Genomic DNA, 16,658 nt, shown 5'->3' on the forward strand with positions numbered 1-16,658 from the left:
CAGTACAACAAATAACAACGAAATTATACACCTAAACCACCCTGAAAAAAAGCACTTTTTCTTCAGGGGTTTTCAGCATGCAATAAAAACTATGAAAAATTACTGATTATTTTTTTGAAATTTTACTTGATTTCTATTATCCAATTTTTTTATGCATTAAAAAAGACAGCTTCACGCTGTCAATAATAATCTCTACATATATTAATCATATCATCTACATAGATGACACCACCATTGATCGCATTATCTGATAAATGAGCATGAAGTTCTATTGGAAGTTTACAGCAGTATTGTTCACGCATAAGCGGAAGATCCTGTTTCATACATAAATCAGAGATATCATCAAGTGCTTTTGATGAGAACATAAATGTAGAAAATAAGGCAATATTCTTCACATAGTGACGATTAAGATGCATAATGAATTGTTCCACTTCCTTTGGTTTACCAAAGCATGGACAATCGAATCCTAATACAAGAAGATCAACATGGGCATGAAAATCAAAGTCCTGAAAGGGAATTGCCTGTGTTCTTGCAGTTTTTGCCATCTGTGATGCAAGAATATGTGCATATTTACTTGTATGACTGTAGACAATCGCAATATTCATAGACTCACCTCTTGTATAAATTATATCAACGCTTTATGAACTATAGAAGAACTTCTGTCTTTTTCTTTTTGTAATATAAAGAATAATATAAGCTGAAACAAATCCGCCAATCATGCCACTTACATGACCAGATAAAGATATTGTCGGAACAATAAAAGAAATAAACAACATCAGTAAGACATTCATTCCTAGGTTTCTTGCAATATCGCGAAGCTGTGTAGGATAGAACAAATAAAGTGCACCGATAGCACCAATGATTCCAAAGATTATACCACTCACACCACCACTTACTGTATGGGCTCCAATGTCCAATAATAAATAAGCGATATAAGGAAGACCAGTAGTAGAAAGCATGGATGCAAGTATGACTATCAAATACTTTTTAGAGCCCATCAAATATTCTACAAAACAGCTAAGATTATACATAGAATAACAATTCACTACTATATGCATTAAGCCAAAATGAATAAAATTTGCAGTAATCAAACGATAATATTGATGAGTAACTTGAACATAATATGGATTAAATCCTCCACAAGCTAAGCCCTGCATCGCATTCATATCCATACTAAATAATAATGTTGTTCCTATATAAGTAAGTATACATAATGCAAGTAGTGTATAAGTAACAGGATATTTTTTTATATTATTCATGTTTATCCTCTATGAATTCAAATATTGTCATTTGATCAATACTTGGATCATCCTTCTTAATAACTGTCTCATGATTATCTAATATTTCAGCTAAAGTAACTTCTGATTTTAAATCTTCATCAGTAAAATGGGCTTCTCCCATTTCAATAAGTCTAATATTACCACTATAATCCAATGTTTCATAAACAAGCTGTCTTGTCCAATGAGAATGGATATTCTGAATAGAAGTAAACCAGACAGGGCCACTACCAATATGCGTACCTGTTACTATCTGTGCAAAGACCATACCACAAATATAAAGATTCTTATCTAATGCATGAGTAACATCAAATAAAGCATATGGATCATTGGCAGTCATAATAACTAATTTATTCTGTTTAATATATTTAGAATACAGTCTAATCTTATCGAACATATGATCTGCGACAAATAATACCGCATTCCCGTTATTAGTTAGCTGTGTTCTTAAGGCCAGCTCTTCTACCCCCTTAGAACCACCAACAACTACTGTATAGCCTTCCTTTGAAATTTTTTTCATAATTTCTTTAGTGACATGACGCATTGTCTTGTTCATCATCTGTGGACCAGCAACTGATATATTAACACCATAACTTAAAGATAAATCACCTATATAGCTAATGACTAAAGGCATCTTAGTTCCTAATACTCTTAGACTTGCAGGATAATCTTCTTCGTAGATAGTTGTGAGACCAATATCCTGGTTTTCTAGATTCTGCAGTGCATAAAAAAGATCTGGTAAGAGCTTTTGTCTCTTTTCTATCTTATTAGCTGTAAATTCATCTAAACCTATAATCTGGGTTAATGTATCAATACTCATCCCTGTAATCATACTTGGTTCTTTATGGGCTGATTTTAATTTTTTCTCTATTTCCTGCCACTCTTGTGTACTTATAGGCTGCGTGGAACTTGGAATCAAATCACCACAGCATAATATTAAGGCAAGACTGTTTAATGTTAGTTGTAATTTCATATTCTTATATTCCTTCTTAAGTGTCATTATATCATATAATTTTGGCGTGAACTACCTCGACTTAATACTCCGTATTTGAAGTCAAGGCTTCTAGGATGCTTACGCTTCCGTTTAAGAAGATTGATATTTAAGTCTCCACCTATTGCTAGGCAATCCTTATTCTTATAGGCGTATCCACTTCGCCTCTACTGTATAGGATATTTACATCCACAACTCTACTTTTACGCATGATATTTAATGCACCATTTACATCTGCATTCAGAACTTGTCCACTCGCTGTTCTATACTGTCCACGATGTATTCTCTTTCCACTGAAATAGTATTCTTCAGTATCATCACTCTTATAGACTGGTATGACATCCTTATCCCAGAAGCTTGCTTTTGATGTATAGGACTCCTCCTGCATTACAAGTATGATGCCATCCAGTTCGCAGAGATATTCAAGCTTGTCTCTCAGCTTTCCATAAGGAATATTGACGAAGGTCTGATTGTTTCTTCTGCCTATGTTGGAATCCTTCTGAAATGTTTCATTATAGCCCACAACAAGAGTTCCGATATCATGATCGATACAGTAATCAATCACCCTGCGTGCAGTCTTGTTCATGTAGTCATTTATTCTATTGTTGCGCCTGCGTGCTAATGCCTTCTGTCTGTTGGTTGTCTTCTTTCCAAAATGCTGCTTATCCTTGATGGACTGTAATCTTGCATTTTTCTTATTGAACCACTGGTTAATGGACTTCAGTCTTCTTCCATCGATGATGAATGTTTCACCTTTACTTGATACTCCAGTGACAAGATTATTGATACCAAGATCTAATGCCAGTGCATTTGTTGTATTGAGATTCCTTTGAATGCATTCAGCTTCATAGGTATACTGAATTTCAAAGAACCTGGCATCTGCCTTTGGTATGATACGTATTTCCTTCACTTTCTTATCAAGCAGTATAGGTGGAATAGTAATCTCAACAGCCTTATGTGTCTTTCTGAAGCTGTTTGAATATGGAAGTATGAGCTTATTCCCTTTAAGTCTTACAAATCCAATGACAAGTGTAGTATATCCATCCTTCGGAAGATAGCGTGGAAGTTTGCAGTCCTTAAGTGCATACTTTCCCTGCTTTGCCTTTTTAAGAAGACCAAAGAATGATTTAAATGAGCCATCTACAACCTTGAGTATCTGCTGTGCCATATTGGAATTAAGCGTTCTATAGTTATCAGACGACTTCAGAAGTGCATAGTTCTTCTCATAATTGAGATACTTGCCTTCTGCAAAGTAATACTGTCTGATGTTATAGATTGCCTGATTAGTAAGATTCTTTGCAATATGACATAATTCCTTGATGGAACGATAGTCTTCCTTGGACAGATGCTTTACCTGCTGCTTGACTGTAAGATACATATATTCAGCCTCCTTTCTGTAGATTTAGGAAAAGAAGTTTCCTATATGTATTATACTATTTCTTACTCCAAATTTCTCTATCGGATGCATTAACGGCATTCATCCCCCACCTATATTCTATATTGAGGGGTGGGTTTTCTGCTGGTTTTTTAGATAAAAAAGTGGCCGTTCATAAGAACGGCCTAGTGAAAGGATAAGTAGTTATTACAAAATACCCATTTTTTCTTTTACAGCAGCCTGAGCAGCAGCAAGTCTTGCGATTGGTACACGGTAAGGTGAGCAAGATACATAAGTTAATCCAATCTTATGGCAGAATTCTACTGTCTTTGGATCACCACCATGTTCACCACAGATACCAAGTCTGATATCAGGACGAGTTGATCTTCCCTTTTCAGATGCAATCTTCATTAATTCACCAACGCCTTCCTGGTCAACAGTAGCGAACGGATCATGTTCATAGATATTCTTAGAATAGTAATCGCCTAAGAACTTAGCAGCATCATCTCTTGAGAAACCGAATGTCATCTGAGTTAAGTCATTAGTACCAAATGAGAAGAATTCAGCTTCAGTTGCAATCTTATCAGCTGTGATGGCAGCTCTTGGAATTTCAATCATAGTACCAACTTCATATTTCATATCTAATCCGCTTTCAGCAATTAACTTATCAGCAGTCTTAACAACTACATTCTTAACATACTTTAATTCTTTTACATCACCAACTAATGGGATCATGATTTCTGGAGTAACTGTATGTCCTGTTTCCTTAGTTACGTTGATAGCAGCTTCGATGACAGCTCTTGTCTGCATTTCAGCGATTTCTGGATAAGTAACAGCAAGACGGCATCCTCTGTGACCCATCATTGGGTTAAATTCTTTTAATGATTCTACTCTTTCCTTTAATGCTTCGAAAGTCATACCTAAGCTTTCAGCTAATGGTTTGATTTCTTCATCAGTATGAGGTAAGAATTCATGTAGAGGTGGATCTAAGAAACGGATATTAACACTATATCCATCCATAGCTTTGAATAATTCTTCAAAGTCTCCTCTCTGGTATGGAAGAATCTTTTCTAATGCTTCCTTACGAGTTTCTACATCTTCTGCAGTAATCATTCTTCTGAAGTTGAAGATTCTTTCTTCTTCGAAGAACATATGTTCAGTACGGCATAATCCGATACCTTCAGCACCAAATGTAGCAGCCTGTTTAGCATCTCTTGGAGTATCCGCATTAGTTCTTACTAATAATTTTCTTTCTTTATCAGCCCAAGCCATGAATGTTTCAAAATCACCACTAATTGCAGCAGGAACAGTCTTGATCTTCTGAGCAAATACTTCACCAGTAGAACCATTTAATGATACATAATCACCTTCAGTTAATACTGTACCATCTGGTAATGTTAATGTCTTCTTATCTTCAGAAACTCTTAATACACCACAACCAGCAACACAGCAAGTACCCATACCACGAGCAACTACTGCTGCATGAGATGTCATACCACCACGTACAGTTAAGATACCTTTAGCTAAGTTCATACCTTCGATATCTTCTGGAGAAGTTTCATTACGTACAAGGATCATATCCTGTACACCATTTGCATGAGCTTCCTGAACATCTTCAGCTGTGAAGTAGATATGTCCAGTAGCAGCGCCTGGAGAAGCAGCTAAACCTGTAGCAACAGCCTTTGCAGCCTTGTAGTCTTCTTTATCAAAGTTTGGATGTAATAACTGGTCTAACTGTTTTGGTTCAACCTTTAATAATGCTTCTTGTTCATTAATCATGCCTTCATCAACCATGTCAACAGCAATCTTTAAGGCAGCCTGAGCTGTTCTCTTACCGTTACGAGTCTGTAACATGAATAATTTACCATCTTCAATTGTGAATTCCATATCCTGCATATCTTTATAATGATCTTCAAGAATATGACAGATCTTCTGGAACTGTTCATAACATTCTGGCATAACTTCATTTAATGTAGCAATTGGCTGAGGTGTTCTGATACCAGCAACAACGTCTTCACCCTGAGCGTTCATTAAATATTCACCGAATAATTTATTTTCACCAGTTGCTGGGTTACGAGTGAAGGCAACACCAGTACCTGACTTATCACTTCTGTTACCATAAACCATCTGCTGAACGTTTACAGCTGTACCCCAAGAACCTGGGATATCATTTAAACGACGATAAGTGATAGCACGGTCATTATTCCAAGAACCGAATACTGCTTCAACTGCAGCTAATAACTGTTCAATTGGGTCCTGTGGGAAATCAACACCTGCATGTGCTTTATAAGCTTCTTTATAAACTGCAACAACTTCTTTTAAGTCTTCTGCTGTTAATTCAGTATCAAATTCAACACCTTTTTCTTCTTTGATTGCATCAAATTTATGTTCGAAATCTGATTTTGGGAATCCCATTACAACGTCAGCGAACATCTGGATGAAACGGCGATATGAATCATATACGAAACGTTCATTTCCAGTTGTTGCAGCAAATTCCTTAGCTACTTCATCATTTAAACCTAAGTTTAATACTGTATCCATCATACCTGGCATTGAGATTCTTGCACCAGAACGTACAGATACTAATAATGGGTTCTTTGGATCACCTAAAGTTCTTCCAGTGATTTCTTCAAGCTTTTTAACGTGTTCAACGATCTGTCCTTTAATATCATCTGAGATCATTTTTCCGTCTTCATAATATTGTGTACAAGCTTCTGTAGTCACTGTGAATCCCTGAGGTACAGGTAAACCGATACCTGTCATTTCAGCAAGGTTGGCACCTTTACCACCAAGGAGATTACGCATATCCTTGTTACCTTCGCTAAATAAGTAAACATATTTTTTCATAACTACTAAATCCTCCTTATGTCTTTTCACTTATTTCATTATACACTTGTAAGGGCTTACTTGCAAACGCTTTCTTTTCTGTAATTGATTACACATTTAAAAAAAGCCCTATATAAGGGAATTATTATTGTTAAAAAAATAACAACATTTTTCTCCTATAGGGCTAAATGATGGATAATCGTGATTAATTGATCAGTTTGTAATGTTTGAAGCAGATCTGGATTTTTAGTTATTGTTTCATAAAGAAGATGATGTTTTGTCTCATAATCCTCTTTTGAAATAGTAATAACGACTCCTTCAAGCTGTTTCTTAGTGATATGAGTATCATAGATATAGGAATGCTTCACACCTAAAACACGGGATAAATGAGACATATATTGGTCCATATGAGTCGTTCCTAGATGAATCACTGTATCACAATGCAAAGATAAATAGCGTGAAGCCATATCAGATACGATCAAAAGACCACCCTTTTTATTAAACTCATGCATGATGTGATACTGAGATGCATGATTCATAAATTGATGAATCACAAAATTGACATTCAGTTTTTCAGCATAATAAAGAATATCTTCATAGCTTTCTACAAATATAACCTGTTTCTCTTCTGTATTAAAATAATCATCATGACATAAGAAATGTGTACATTCTACCTTAGAAGAATCAACATGCAATGTAGTATGAATATTTTTCTTTAAGAACTCATGATGATGAAGTCCATAAAGAATACTTGAACAGTCTAAAGGAAGATGTTTCTTTATTTCCTTTATTTCTCTTATTTCTTCACTAGAAAAGCTATGAGAATCCTGATAAATGAGATATGAGACGAAGTTAGTATCTATCACTTGTCTTCTCAAATATTCTAATAGTTTAGAAGGCGTAGTAAAGAGTATGTCAATACCCTTATAAATTGTCTGGCATTCTTCAAATGTATTGGTACCAGGATAAGATGTAATAAAACGATATTGTGTGTATTTATTATATTCTTTCATATCAAAAGAGGAAGATAACAGTTCTTCTTTATGTCCTAGTAAGATGATCTGTGTCTTCTCCTCATGAATCATAGATGCAAGCAAGGGTGGAATAATGGATAACAGACGATCTTTGGAAGAGTCAACATTTAAGATAAATGATTGACTCTTCTCAATGAGTCTATACGATTGCTTCTGGATTATTCCAGGCGCAATCATTCCCATATCACCTAATGCATGAATAACCTCATCGGGCCATTTATATTTAATAAATTTCTTCATTATTTAGATAAGATATATTGTCTCACTTTAGAAATAAAATAGAGAGAACCTGTAATAAATACAACACCTTTATGACTATAAGCCTCATCTACTGCATGTTTCCAGTCTTCATCAATCTTCACTGGGAAGTCTTCTGCAAGAGCTTTGGCAGTTGCACGACGAGGATGATCAAACTGAGTAACAGTAATATCCTTTGATAAAGATAATAATGTTTCTAACATATGATGAGTGTCCTTATCTCCTAGTGCGGAAAAGATGATTTTAATATCACTAAAATCACGGGCACTCTCAAAGAAGGCATCCATTCCTTCTCTATTATGTGCACCATCTAGGATGATTAAAGGATTTTGATGAATTGTTTCAAAACGTCCTTCCCATACTGCATCATGCATACCTTTTTCTAGATCTGCATCCTTAAATGGGAATTCTTTTCTAATATATTCTAATATATTAATCGCAAGTGCACTGTTAGTAACCTGATAATGTGCTGAAGTAGATAAAGATATATGATAACCATGATAATCATAAGAAATAGAGGCACCATAATAGACACGTTTAGGTTTTCTTATTTCTATAACATAAGAATGATGCTTATGAGCTTCTTCATAGAAGACATCTAAGCATTCTGGTCTTCTTTCTGCCGTCATATAAGGAATACCACGTTTAATGATTCCTGCTTTACTTCTCGCAATACTCGCATATGTATTTCCTAAGAAGTTTATATGATCTAAACCAATATTTGTATTAACTGTAAGTATTGGTGAAATGATATTAGTGGCATCCAGTGTCCCACCAAGCCCTACTTCAAATAAGGCAATATCTACACCCTGTTCAATAAAATACATGACTGCGATAAATACTTCTATTTCAAACTTAGAAAGCTCATAAGCCATCCAATCATCCATATAACGATTCGCATATCTTACAATAGTCGCTTCATCAATTGGTTTATCATTAACACGAATAATATCTAAACGATTTACTAAAGCAGGAGAAGTAAATGTACCTACCTCATAGCCTGCACATTTTAATACTTCTTTTGTATAGTTAGTTGTAGAGCCTTTCCCGTTTGTACCGCCAATATGAACACATGTTAATTTAGTTTGAGGATCATAGAAATCATACATAAAGTTCTTAAAGTTTGTGAGAGAATAAACTCGATCCTTTTGCGCTTCAATAAACGCTAAAACCTGATCATAATCTCTAAAACGAGGAAGAACAGGGATTGTCTTCTTCAATAAATAACGACCATTCGATTCTACATCTACACTATAATCATGCTGCTTAAAGAAAGAAAGATGTTCTTCATCTGTATAAGCAGTTAGTTCTTTTGTAACAAATCTTTCAGCAAGTTCAAGTAATTCTTCTTGTACAAGAGTATCCTGATAATCTTCTGATACATAAACAAAAGATATATTAGAAAGATCTAAGAGTTCTAATATTCCTATAATCACTTCTCCACTGTAGGCTAAAAAGATCATCTTACAAGGATCTTTTAAAGCTCTTGATGTTTCATAATAATCTTTCGCAAGAAACTGGACAATTGCGTCTATATCTTCTTTTGTTGCAATCTTATATTCAAAATTTTCATTCATTTATATCACCTGTTGATATCTTAAAGTAAAAAGGATGGTTTGACCATCCTTTTTTTCTCAATTATTAGATTTTCTCAAAACGATCAACGTCAACTACAAATACTGTTGCCCCACCGACAAGTACATCTACCATGATTGGTGTAAAGAATTCACCCATTTCAGTAGGTGGTACTGTAGGTTCCTTTTCTACACGTTTCTTTGCATTGGCCTTAATGATTTCAATAGCGCTATCTACCTTATCATCATTTGTTCCTACAAAGAATGTAGTATTCCCTTTCTTTAAGAAACCTCCTGAAGTAGCAAGTTTTGTAACAAAGAATCCACCTTCAGTTAAAGCGCTCTGGACAGTTGAACTGTCATCATTATTCACAATCGCAATTATCAGTTTCATACTATTGACCTCCTAATACGAATTAGTTTGTACATATATTCTAGCATATTCAAAGACAAAAATACACACATATTATATAATGGCTCATGGTGATTTATATGAGTATACAAGAAAAGTTAATAAAGTGGTATGAAGTTAATAAACGTGATCTTCCTTTTAGAGATATTAAAGACCCTTATAAGATCTGGGTAAGTGAGATTATGCTGCAACAGACGACTGTCACTGCAGTGATTCCCTATTATAAACGTTTTATTGAAAGATTTCCGGATATAGAAACACTTGCGAATGCAACAATAGAAGAAGTCTATAAGTATTGGGAAGGGCTAGGTTATTATCGTCGTGCATTGCATCTTCATAAGAGTGCTAATCTGATGAAAGATACATTCCCTAAGGAGTATAAAGACATTCTCGCGCTTATTGGTGTAGGACCCTATACCGCAAGTGCTATTATGAGTTTTGCGTATCATAAGCCTTATATTGCGGTAGATGGGAATGCCTTAAGAGTATTGAGTAGATTATATGCGATAGAAGAGAATATTGCGTTAAATAAGACTGTGAAGACAATTACAGATATAGGTAATCAACTAGTCATTGGTTATGATTCAGCAAAGATCAATCAAGGGATTATGGATTTTGCGAATGCGGTATGTTTACCTGTTCACCCTCATTGTAATGAATGTCCACTCCAAAAGGAATGCACTGCTTATTTGACAAATAAGCAGGACGTACTACCTATTAATATAAAAAAAGTAAATAAGAAAAGCTTATCTTATATTACAGGTATTGTAGTATATGATGATGAAGTGATGCTTATTAAAAATAAAAATGGGCTACTAGAAAATATGTATTTACTTCCTCAATATGAAGTAGAGAGTCCTTATTCCTTTATAGAAGCATTTAAAGAAGACTATGGGATAGACTTAGAGGTATTATCGCATTTAAAGGATTTTAAGCATGTATTTACTCATCGTACATGGTATATGCATGTATATGTATTTAAAGCTGATATTCGTTCTATTGACTTCTATACAAAAAATAAGCAGGAGGAATTAACTATTCCTACTGCCCATAAAAAGATATTGAAACATTATGAAGGCTGATTAGAAATAATCAGTCTTATTTGTTCATGTCATATTTTTCAATGATTCTAGCAACAACTGGATGACGTACTACATCAAGTGCTGTTAAGTAAACAAAGGAAATACCTTTGACACCATCTAAGATCTTCATAGCATGTTTGAGACCATTTGTTGTCTGTTTAGGTAAGTCAATCTGAGTAATATCCCCTGTAATACACATCTTAGAGTTAAAACCTAAACGTGTAAGGAACATCTTCATCTGATTGTCTGTTGTATTTTGTGCTTCATCTAAAATAACATAAGCATCTTCTAGTGTACGCCCACGCATATAAGCAAGTGGCGCTATTTCGATAATACCCTTTTCAATTAATTTCTCTGTATTTTCTGCACCTAACATATCATAAAGTGCATCATAAAGAGGTCTTAAGTAAGGGTCAATCTTTTCTTTAAGGTCTCCAGGAAGGAACCCTAGGTTTTCTCCTGCTTCTACAGCTGGTCTAGTGAGAATGATTTTTTGTACTTCATGATTCTTTAATGCCTGTACAGCAAACACTACAGATAAGTATGTTTTACCTGTACCCGCTGGACCAATCGCAAATACCACATCATGATCTTTTAAAGAATGATAGTATTCTAGCTGTCCCATTGTCTTAGGATATATGATCTTGCCATGACTTGTACGGGCAATATGAATATCAAATAGAGAATCCATTTCATCAAGCTTACCATTTCGTCCTAACTTGATTGCATACACCACATCTCTTTTAGAAATACGTACATCCTTTTTAGTAAGTTTAGCAAGTACCTGAATCACCTTTTCTAATACAGAATCACTATGATCTAAATAAATATCTGTACCACGGACATTGATTGCATTCTCAAATTCATCTTCCAATAAAGCGATATTTTCATCACTTGGGCCACACAACAATTGAATGGCATCTAAGCTATAATCACTTAACTGAATCACTTTTTCCATAAAATCATCCTTTCATTGAAAAAAAGAAGAGTCAGATGACTCTTCTAAAAATAAATCTTATCTACGACGTTTCTTCTGGTTCTTTCTAGCTGCTTCTGATTTCATTTTTCTCTTTAAACCAGGTTTAACATAGAATTCTCTTTTACGAGCTTCAGCAAGGGTTCCTGTTCTAGAAACTTGTCTCTTAAAACGACGTAAAGCATCATCTAAAGATTCATTTTCTCTTACTACTGTCTTTGCCATTGAACTTTCCCCCCTTTACCGCTAAATTCGAATATGATTATACACAATGATTTTTAATAATGCAAGCCTTTTTTAACTTTTATTTTTCAAGTTTTACATGTCATCTTCTAATTGTTCATTATAAAGTTTTTTCGCATATTCCTGGGCGATGAATTTATCTCCAGGATAAGGTGTATTACCCACTAGTGATGTCATAAACTGTTCATGACCTTTTCCTAAAATCAAAATAACATCACCTGGACAGGCTGCATCTATTGCCTGCTGGATGGCATAGCGACGATCAGTAATAATCACTGAAATAGGATCAACAATCTGTTCTTGAATCTGTGAACAGATACCTTCGATATCATCGTCTCTTTCATCCTGTTCTGTCAATATGACATAATCACAGTATTTATTAGCTAAAGCACCAATCTTACTTCTTTTATGGATATCTTTACGTCCTGGTGCACCAAATACCGCAATTAAATGACCATTTCCTTTAACACTATGGACAAATTTGAATACTTCTTCAAAGTTATGTGCATGCTGACAATAGTCAACAATAATATGGAAAGGCTGTTTAACAGGGACTACTTCCATTCTACCTTCTACCGGCTGAATATATTTAATCGCATTCACGATTTCATCCGGTGTCATTTCTAAGGCATAAAGAGTTGTCAATATTGCAAGAGTGTTAGATATATTAAATGGTGCAATAATAGGAACTTCTACATGATAGTAATGATTTTTAATATAGATATTAAATGCTGAATGATCTATATAATATTCAATCTCACGTGCCATAATATCTGCTTTATGATGAATACCATAGGTTAATATTTTAGCATGATCCGCCATATCCTTATAGTTAGTAGTTAGATAATGATTAAAACGTACTTCATCTGCATTAAGAATGGCATAACCACCTTCTTTAAGCAATCTAAAGAGTTTAACATAAGATGTCATCAGATTATCTACAGTTCCATGGAAGTCCATATGTTCTTCATAAGCATTTGTAAATACCGCAATACTGAAATTAACCGAATCAACACGCTTTAAAGCTAAGCCATGAGAAGAGACTTCTAGAGTAAAGCCCTTCACATTCTCTTTAACCATGTTATAGAAGTTACGATGTAAACAGATAGGATCTGGTGTAGTACCAGTCATCTGCATCATTGTAGGTCCATATTCTATTCCGTTGTTACCTACATAGCCCATCTTTAAATAACGTCCTAGTAGTCTTGCGACAACACGGGCCACGACTGTTTTACCACTTGTTCCTGTAACACCTATTCCTGTCATCTTATAGGAAGGATGATCATAGAAGAGATCTGCCACACGATTGAGTTCATCTAAGACATCTGATACCTGAATATAAACAATGCCCTGATAATAACGACGTAACGGCTTAGAATGAACAATACATTTAGCACCCTGGAAGATGGCATCATCGACATATTTATGACCATCTGTCACAAGACCTTCAATACAAAAGAAGATAGAATCCTTTCTTACATAACGGGAATCGCTATGAATAGATTCAATCTTTATATCACTTTCAACTTTAAAAAGCTCATTAAGCTTCTTCACTAGAAACCACCCCGATTAAATCATAACCTCGATGATCTGTTACCTTTACTTTATAAATATGTCCTTCTTTTAAAGAATCATCTGCAACAAGAACCTTTAAGTAATTAGAGGCATGTCCTACCATGTAGCCATCCTTTTCTTCTTCAATAAGTACTTCGAGTTCCTTATTCATTTCAGATAATGCGAATTCAGTTTTTAATTCATCAGAAAGCTGTAATAGTCTTCTAACACGGTCTTTCTTGACATCTCCTGGTACCTGACTAGGCATTCTGTCTGCTGGTGTTCCCTTTCTTCTTGAATAAGGGAAAACATGCAATTGATTGAAATGAAGTTTTTTAATCCAGTTATATGTATCAACGAAGTCTTCTTCTGTTTCTCCAGGGAATCCTACAATGACATCTGTAGTAATAGAGATACCTGGTAGCGCTTCTTTAAGTTCAAAATATTTCTTTTCAAATTCAGCTGTATTATAATGTCTTGCCATTCTTCTTAGAATAGAATCTGTACCAGACTGAATAGGAATATGTAAATGATCTACGATAATAGGACTTCTACCAATAAGTTCAATGATTTCATCACTCACCTGACTCATTTCAATAGAAGAAATACGTAATCTCTTTAATCCCTTGATTTTAGTTGTTAAGTCTACTAATAGATCATAGAAAGAATAATTGTCTAAATCCACACCATAACCTGCTGTATGAATACCAGTTAAGACGATTTCTACAAACCCTCTATCTACAAGTTCCTGAGCCTGTCTTAAAACGTCTTCCTTAGGACGAGAACGAACTCCACCACGTGCATAAGGGATAATACAATATGTACAGAAGTTATTGCATCCATCCTGAATTTTTAGGAAAGCTCTTGTTTTATTTTCAAATGCATGAATACTTAAGTCTTCAAAACGAGAGACCTTCATAACATTTTCTATTTTCACAATCTGTTTATGTGTCATCTTATATTCTTCTACAAAGTCTACAATAGAAGCACGATGTTGTGTTCCAAGTACTACAGAAACACCTTCTATTTCTGTGATTTCTTCACTTGCTACCTGTGAATAGCATCCCACTACACAGATGACTGCATCAGGATTAGTACGATGTGCCTTACGGATCATCTGTCTTGATTTAGAGTCCCCTGTATTTGTGACAGTACATGTATTAATAACATATACATCTGCAGGAGATTCAAAGTCGATATTGTCATACCCTCTTTTCTTGAATATTTCTAACATCGCTTCTGATTCGTAGCTGTTTACCTTACAGCCTAATGTATGAAAAGCAACTGTTGCCATTGTCTCACTTCACTTTCTTTATTAATTTCTTATATGTACGATCACTAATTAATTGATGATCATACATGTATTCTATGAACTGTGTATATTCACCATGTTCATAATAAACTACTAATTCTTTTGCATCTTCAATAGATACCCTGTTAGAATGACGATTATCATCGCCAATCACCATACGACAAATCAGTGAATAGTCTTCTTTCACAAATAAATAGATAGTGCCTAATTCTTCATAATAATAGGCAATATGGGATTCATTTTCATATACTTTTTCTAAACTGGAAAAAGGTGTATCAAATACAACTGGTCCATAATATCTAAAAGCAGTATCTAGTGTAATTGGCTGATTCTTCACATATTCTGCATGTTGCTTTAATAAGAGAATCTGATAATCATTGATATACCAATTATTGATATCAGGAGAATAGATAGGAATATAAATATCTCGTGAACTTTCTTCATCATAAAAATGAGGGAGTGTTTCTAATACATTCTTTAAATCATTATTAAACATTTTTCTTTTTTCTTCATAGGTAATATATTCAAACATATCATAATGACCTGACGCAAAAAGATTATAGGAACCTTCAATTGCATCTTTTACATCTAGTGCACGCAAAAGGATTTCCATATTGAATAATTCAATTTCTGATTTAACTTTAAAACGAATATTCAAGTCTTCTAATTCTTTTTTATGTTCTTCACAATAATGATATAAGTTTGTTTTATTGTATTTTATATCCCTGCTGTATTTATTAATGACTGCAATAAAGTTCATATTAATCCCCCAATTCTCTTCTATACCCTATAACACTAAGCATATATAAAGGTGCTGTCTCACTTCTTAAAATACGATTACCGATAGAGCATGGCACAACACCCATTGACTGCATCTTTTCTACTTCCTGAAGATCAAAACCACCCTCTGGTCCTACTATAATAGTAATAGATGTATGAAGGCCATTGAGTGCTTTTGTGAAAGCATGATGTTCTCCATTCTTACTTTCTTCCTCATATGCCACAACATTCACTTCAGATAAATAATCCTTTAATTGTGATAATTGAATAGGAGGTGTAATCTCAGGAACAATCTGTCTATGACATTGTTCACTTGCTTCCTGAGCGATACGTACAAAACGTTCCTTCTTCTTGTTGAAACGTCCTTCATCCATTTTCACTATACTTCTAGAAGCACGCAAAGGAACTATACGTGTCACGCCTAGTTCTGTTGCTTTTTGAATCACAAATTCAAACTTATCACTCTTTGGTAAACCATAAACAAGTGTTACTTCAACATCTAATTCATTATCTTCCTGAAGTTCTTCTTTAATTTGTAGTAAACCCTGCTTTGTATCGATGATTTCACATAAGTAAACATGCTTGTCTTCATCAATACAAATGACATGTTCACCCTTTTCCATACGCATTACTTTAGTAATATGCTTATACATAGAATCATCAGTGATAATGACGTCATTTTGTCTATAATTATTTTTAATAAAATATCTCTGCATAATCATCTCTCTCCTCTAGCATTCTAACATTTTTGTCAACTACCCACGACCTAAAGGTCATGGGCTTGTAACTGCCCAGTCGTATTAACGGTTTACACCTCCGACCTTTAACCCCAATAGATATTGCTATCTAAAGTGGCGTTACATCATAGGGTGGTTGACAACACCCTTTGTAGCAGAGTTTACTCTGTTACAACTGTATTAGGTACTTGGCTATCTGCAAGATAGTTTATTCCCATACGATACAG

15 protein-coding genes are annotated in these 16,658 nt (G+C 34.6%); 1 reads left to right on the plus strand and 14 read right to left on the minus strand.

Annotated elements, in window-relative coordinates; genetic code table 11:
* Positions 1 to 179 precede the first annotated feature (179 nt).
* The 8 genes from H8909_RS10455 to H8909_RS10490 all read right to left on the minus strand — a co-directional run bounded on the left by H8909_RS10455 (position 180) and on the right by H8909_RS10490 (position 9,729).
* Complete coding sequence (locus H8909_RS10455; RefSeq protein ID WP_117458364.1) at positions 180 to 605, minus strand: hypothetical protein; 426 nt, start codon at positions 603 to 605, stop codon at positions 180 to 182.
* A 33-nt stretch (positions 606 to 638) separates the two neighbouring features.
* Positions 639 to 1,259, minus strand: a complete 621-nt coding sequence (locus H8909_RS10460) for a rhomboid family intramembrane serine protease (RefSeq protein WP_187012794.1) — start codon at positions 1,257 to 1,259, stop codon at positions 639 to 641.
* Complete coding sequence (locus H8909_RS10465) at positions 1,252 to 2,250, minus strand: DNA-processing protein DprA (protein WP_187012795.1); 999 nt, start codon at positions 2,248 to 2,250, stop codon at positions 1,252 to 1,254. The genes H8909_RS10460 and H8909_RS10465 overlap by 8 nt, the downstream gene beginning before the upstream one ends.
* A 145-nt stretch (positions 2,251 to 2,395) precedes the next feature.
* Positions 2,396 to 3,646: an RNA-guided endonuclease InsQ/TnpB family protein gene (locus H8909_RS10470; RefSeq protein WP_187012796.1), complete on the minus strand. Its 1,251-nt coding sequence runs from the start codon at positions 3,644 to 3,646 to the stop codon at positions 2,396 to 2,398.
* A 204-nt stretch (positions 3,647 to 3,850) separates the two neighbouring features.
* Positions 3,851 to 6,490, minus strand: a complete 2,640-nt coding sequence (gene ppdK, locus H8909_RS10475) for a pyruvate, phosphate dikinase (protein ID WP_187012797.1) — start codon at positions 6,488 to 6,490, stop codon at positions 3,851 to 3,853.
* 155 nt (positions 6,491 to 6,645) lie between these two features.
* Positions 6,646 to 7,743, minus strand: a complete 1,098-nt coding sequence (locus tag H8909_RS10480; RefSeq protein WP_187012798.1) for a DEAD/DEAH box helicase — start codon at positions 7,741 to 7,743, stop codon at positions 6,646 to 6,648.
* Positions 7,743 to 9,338 carry a glutamate ligase domain-containing protein gene (locus H8909_RS10485; RefSeq protein ID WP_187012799.1) on the minus strand — a complete coding sequence of 532 codons (1,596 nt, stop codon included), beginning with the start codon at positions 9,336 to 9,338 and terminating at the stop codon, positions 7,743 to 7,745. The genes H8909_RS10480 and H8909_RS10485 overlap by 1 nt, the downstream gene beginning before the upstream one ends.
* A gap of 64 nt (positions 9,339 to 9,402) precedes the next feature.
* Positions 9,403 to 9,729, minus strand: coding sequence for a cyclic-di-AMP receptor (locus H8909_RS10490; protein WP_117458661.1), 327 nt, complete (start codon positions 9,727 to 9,729; stop codon positions 9,403 to 9,405).
* 98 nt (positions 9,730 to 9,827) lie between these two features.
* Here H8909_RS10490 and H8909_RS10495 point away from each other — a divergent pair, with 98 nt between their 5' ends.
* On the plus strand, positions 9,828 to 10,829 hold the full coding sequence (locus tag H8909_RS10495; protein ID WP_187012800.1) for an A/G-specific adenine glycosylase: 1,002 nt from the start codon (positions 9,828 to 9,830) through the stop codon (positions 10,827 to 10,829).
* 16 nt (positions 10,830 to 10,845) lie between these two features.
* Here the strand turns inward: H8909_RS10495 and H8909_RS10500 are convergent, their stop codons facing one another.
* The 6 genes from H8909_RS10500 to H8909_RS10525 form a co-directional block, all read right to left on the minus strand.
* Positions 10,846 to 11,787, minus strand: a complete 942-nt coding sequence (locus tag H8909_RS10500) for a PhoH family protein (protein WP_117458663.1) — start codon at positions 11,785 to 11,787, stop codon at positions 10,846 to 10,848.
* A 57-nt stretch (positions 11,788 to 11,844) separates the two neighbouring features.
* On the minus strand, positions 11,845 to 12,030 hold the full coding sequence (gene rpsU / locus H8909_RS10505) for a 30S ribosomal protein S21 (RefSeq protein WP_006505139.1): 186 nt from the start codon (positions 12,028 to 12,030) through the stop codon (positions 11,845 to 11,847).
* Between the two features lie 93 nt (positions 12,031 to 12,123).
* Positions 12,124 to 13,602: a UDP-N-acetylmuramoyl-L-alanyl-D-glutamate--2,6-diaminopimelate ligase gene (locus H8909_RS10510; protein WP_117458664.1), complete on the minus strand. Its 1,479-nt coding sequence runs from the start codon at positions 13,600 to 13,602 to the stop codon at positions 12,124 to 12,126.
* Positions 13,589 to 14,896, minus strand: coding sequence for a tRNA (N(6)-L-threonylcarbamoyladenosine(37)-C(2))-methylthiotransferase MtaB (gene mtaB, locus H8909_RS10515; protein WP_187012801.1), 1,308 nt, complete (start codon positions 14,894 to 14,896; stop codon positions 13,589 to 13,591). The genes H8909_RS10510 and mtaB overlap by 14 nt, the downstream gene beginning before the upstream one ends.
* 4 nt (positions 14,897 to 14,900) lie before the next feature.
* Entirely contained in the window at positions 14,901 to 15,674 is a 774-nt protein-coding gene (locus H8909_RS10520; protein ID WP_187012802.1) for a hypothetical protein, read from the minus strand.
* Between the two features lies 1 nt (position 15,675).
* Positions 15,676 to 16,410, minus strand: coding sequence for an RsmE family RNA methyltransferase (locus tag H8909_RS10525; RefSeq protein WP_187012803.1), 735 nt, complete (start codon positions 16,408 to 16,410; stop codon positions 15,676 to 15,678).
* Between the last annotated feature and the right edge of the window lie 248 nt (positions 16,411 to 16,658).

Origin of the sequence: Catenibacterium faecis (assembly GCF_014306455.1) — a bacterium.
GTDB lineage: Bacteria > Bacillota_I > Bacilli_A > Erysipelotrichales > Coprobacillaceae > Catenibacterium > Catenibacterium mitsuoka_A.

Excerpts from the sequence above, each read along its gene's own strand:
- H8909_RS10520 (WP_187012802.1), bottom strand. The coding sequence starts at position 15,674 with ATGAACTTTATTGCAGTCATTAATAAATACAGCAGGGATATAAAATAC.
- H8909_RS10485 (WP_187012799.1), bottom strand. The coding sequence starts at position 9,338 with ATGAATGAAAATTTTGAATATAAGATTGCAACAAAAGAAGATATAGAC.
- rpsU (WP_006505139.1), bottom strand. The coding sequence starts at position 12,030 with ATGGCAAAGACAGTAGTAAGAGAAAATGAATCTTTAGATGATGCTTTA.
- H8909_RS10525 (WP_187012803.1), bottom strand. The coding sequence starts at position 16,410 with ATGCAGAGATATTTTATTAAAAATAATTATAGACAAAATGACGTCATT.
- H8909_RS10470 (WP_187012796.1), bottom strand. The coding sequence starts at position 3,646 with ATGTATCTTACAGTCAAGCAGCAGGTAAAGCATCTGTCCAAGGAAGAC.
- mtaB (WP_187012801.1), bottom strand. The coding sequence starts at position 14,896 with ATGGCAACAGTTGCTTTTCATACATTAGGCTGTAAGGTAAACAGCTAC.
- H8909_RS10480 (WP_187012798.1), bottom strand. The coding sequence starts at position 7,743 with ATGAAGAAATTTATTAAATATAAATGGCCCGATGAGGTTATTCATGCA.
- H8909_RS10500 (WP_117458663.1), bottom strand. The coding sequence starts at position 11,787 with ATGGAAAAAGTGATTCAGTTAAGTGATTATAGCTTAGATGCCATTCAA.
- H8909_RS10495 (WP_187012800.1), top strand. The coding sequence starts at position 9,828 with ATGAGTATACAAGAAAAGTTAATAAAGTGGTATGAAGTTAATAAACGT.
- H8909_RS10455 (WP_117458364.1), bottom strand. The coding sequence starts at position 605 with ATGAATATTGCGATTGTCTACAGTCATACAAGTAAATATGCACATATT.
- H8909_RS10465 (WP_187012795.1), bottom strand. The coding sequence starts at position 2,250 with ATGAAATTACAACTAACATTAAACAGTCTTGCCTTAATATTATGCTGT.
- H8909_RS10490 (WP_117458661.1), bottom strand. The coding sequence starts at position 9,729 with ATGAAACTGATAATTGCGATTGTGAATAATGATGACAGTTCAACTGTC.
- ppdK (WP_187012797.1), bottom strand. The coding sequence starts at position 6,490 with ATGAAAAAATATGTTTACTTATTTAGCGAAGGTAACAAGGATATGCGT.
- H8909_RS10460 (WP_187012794.1), bottom strand. The coding sequence starts at position 1,259 with ATGAATAATATAAAAAAATATCCTGTTACTTATACACTACTTGCATTA.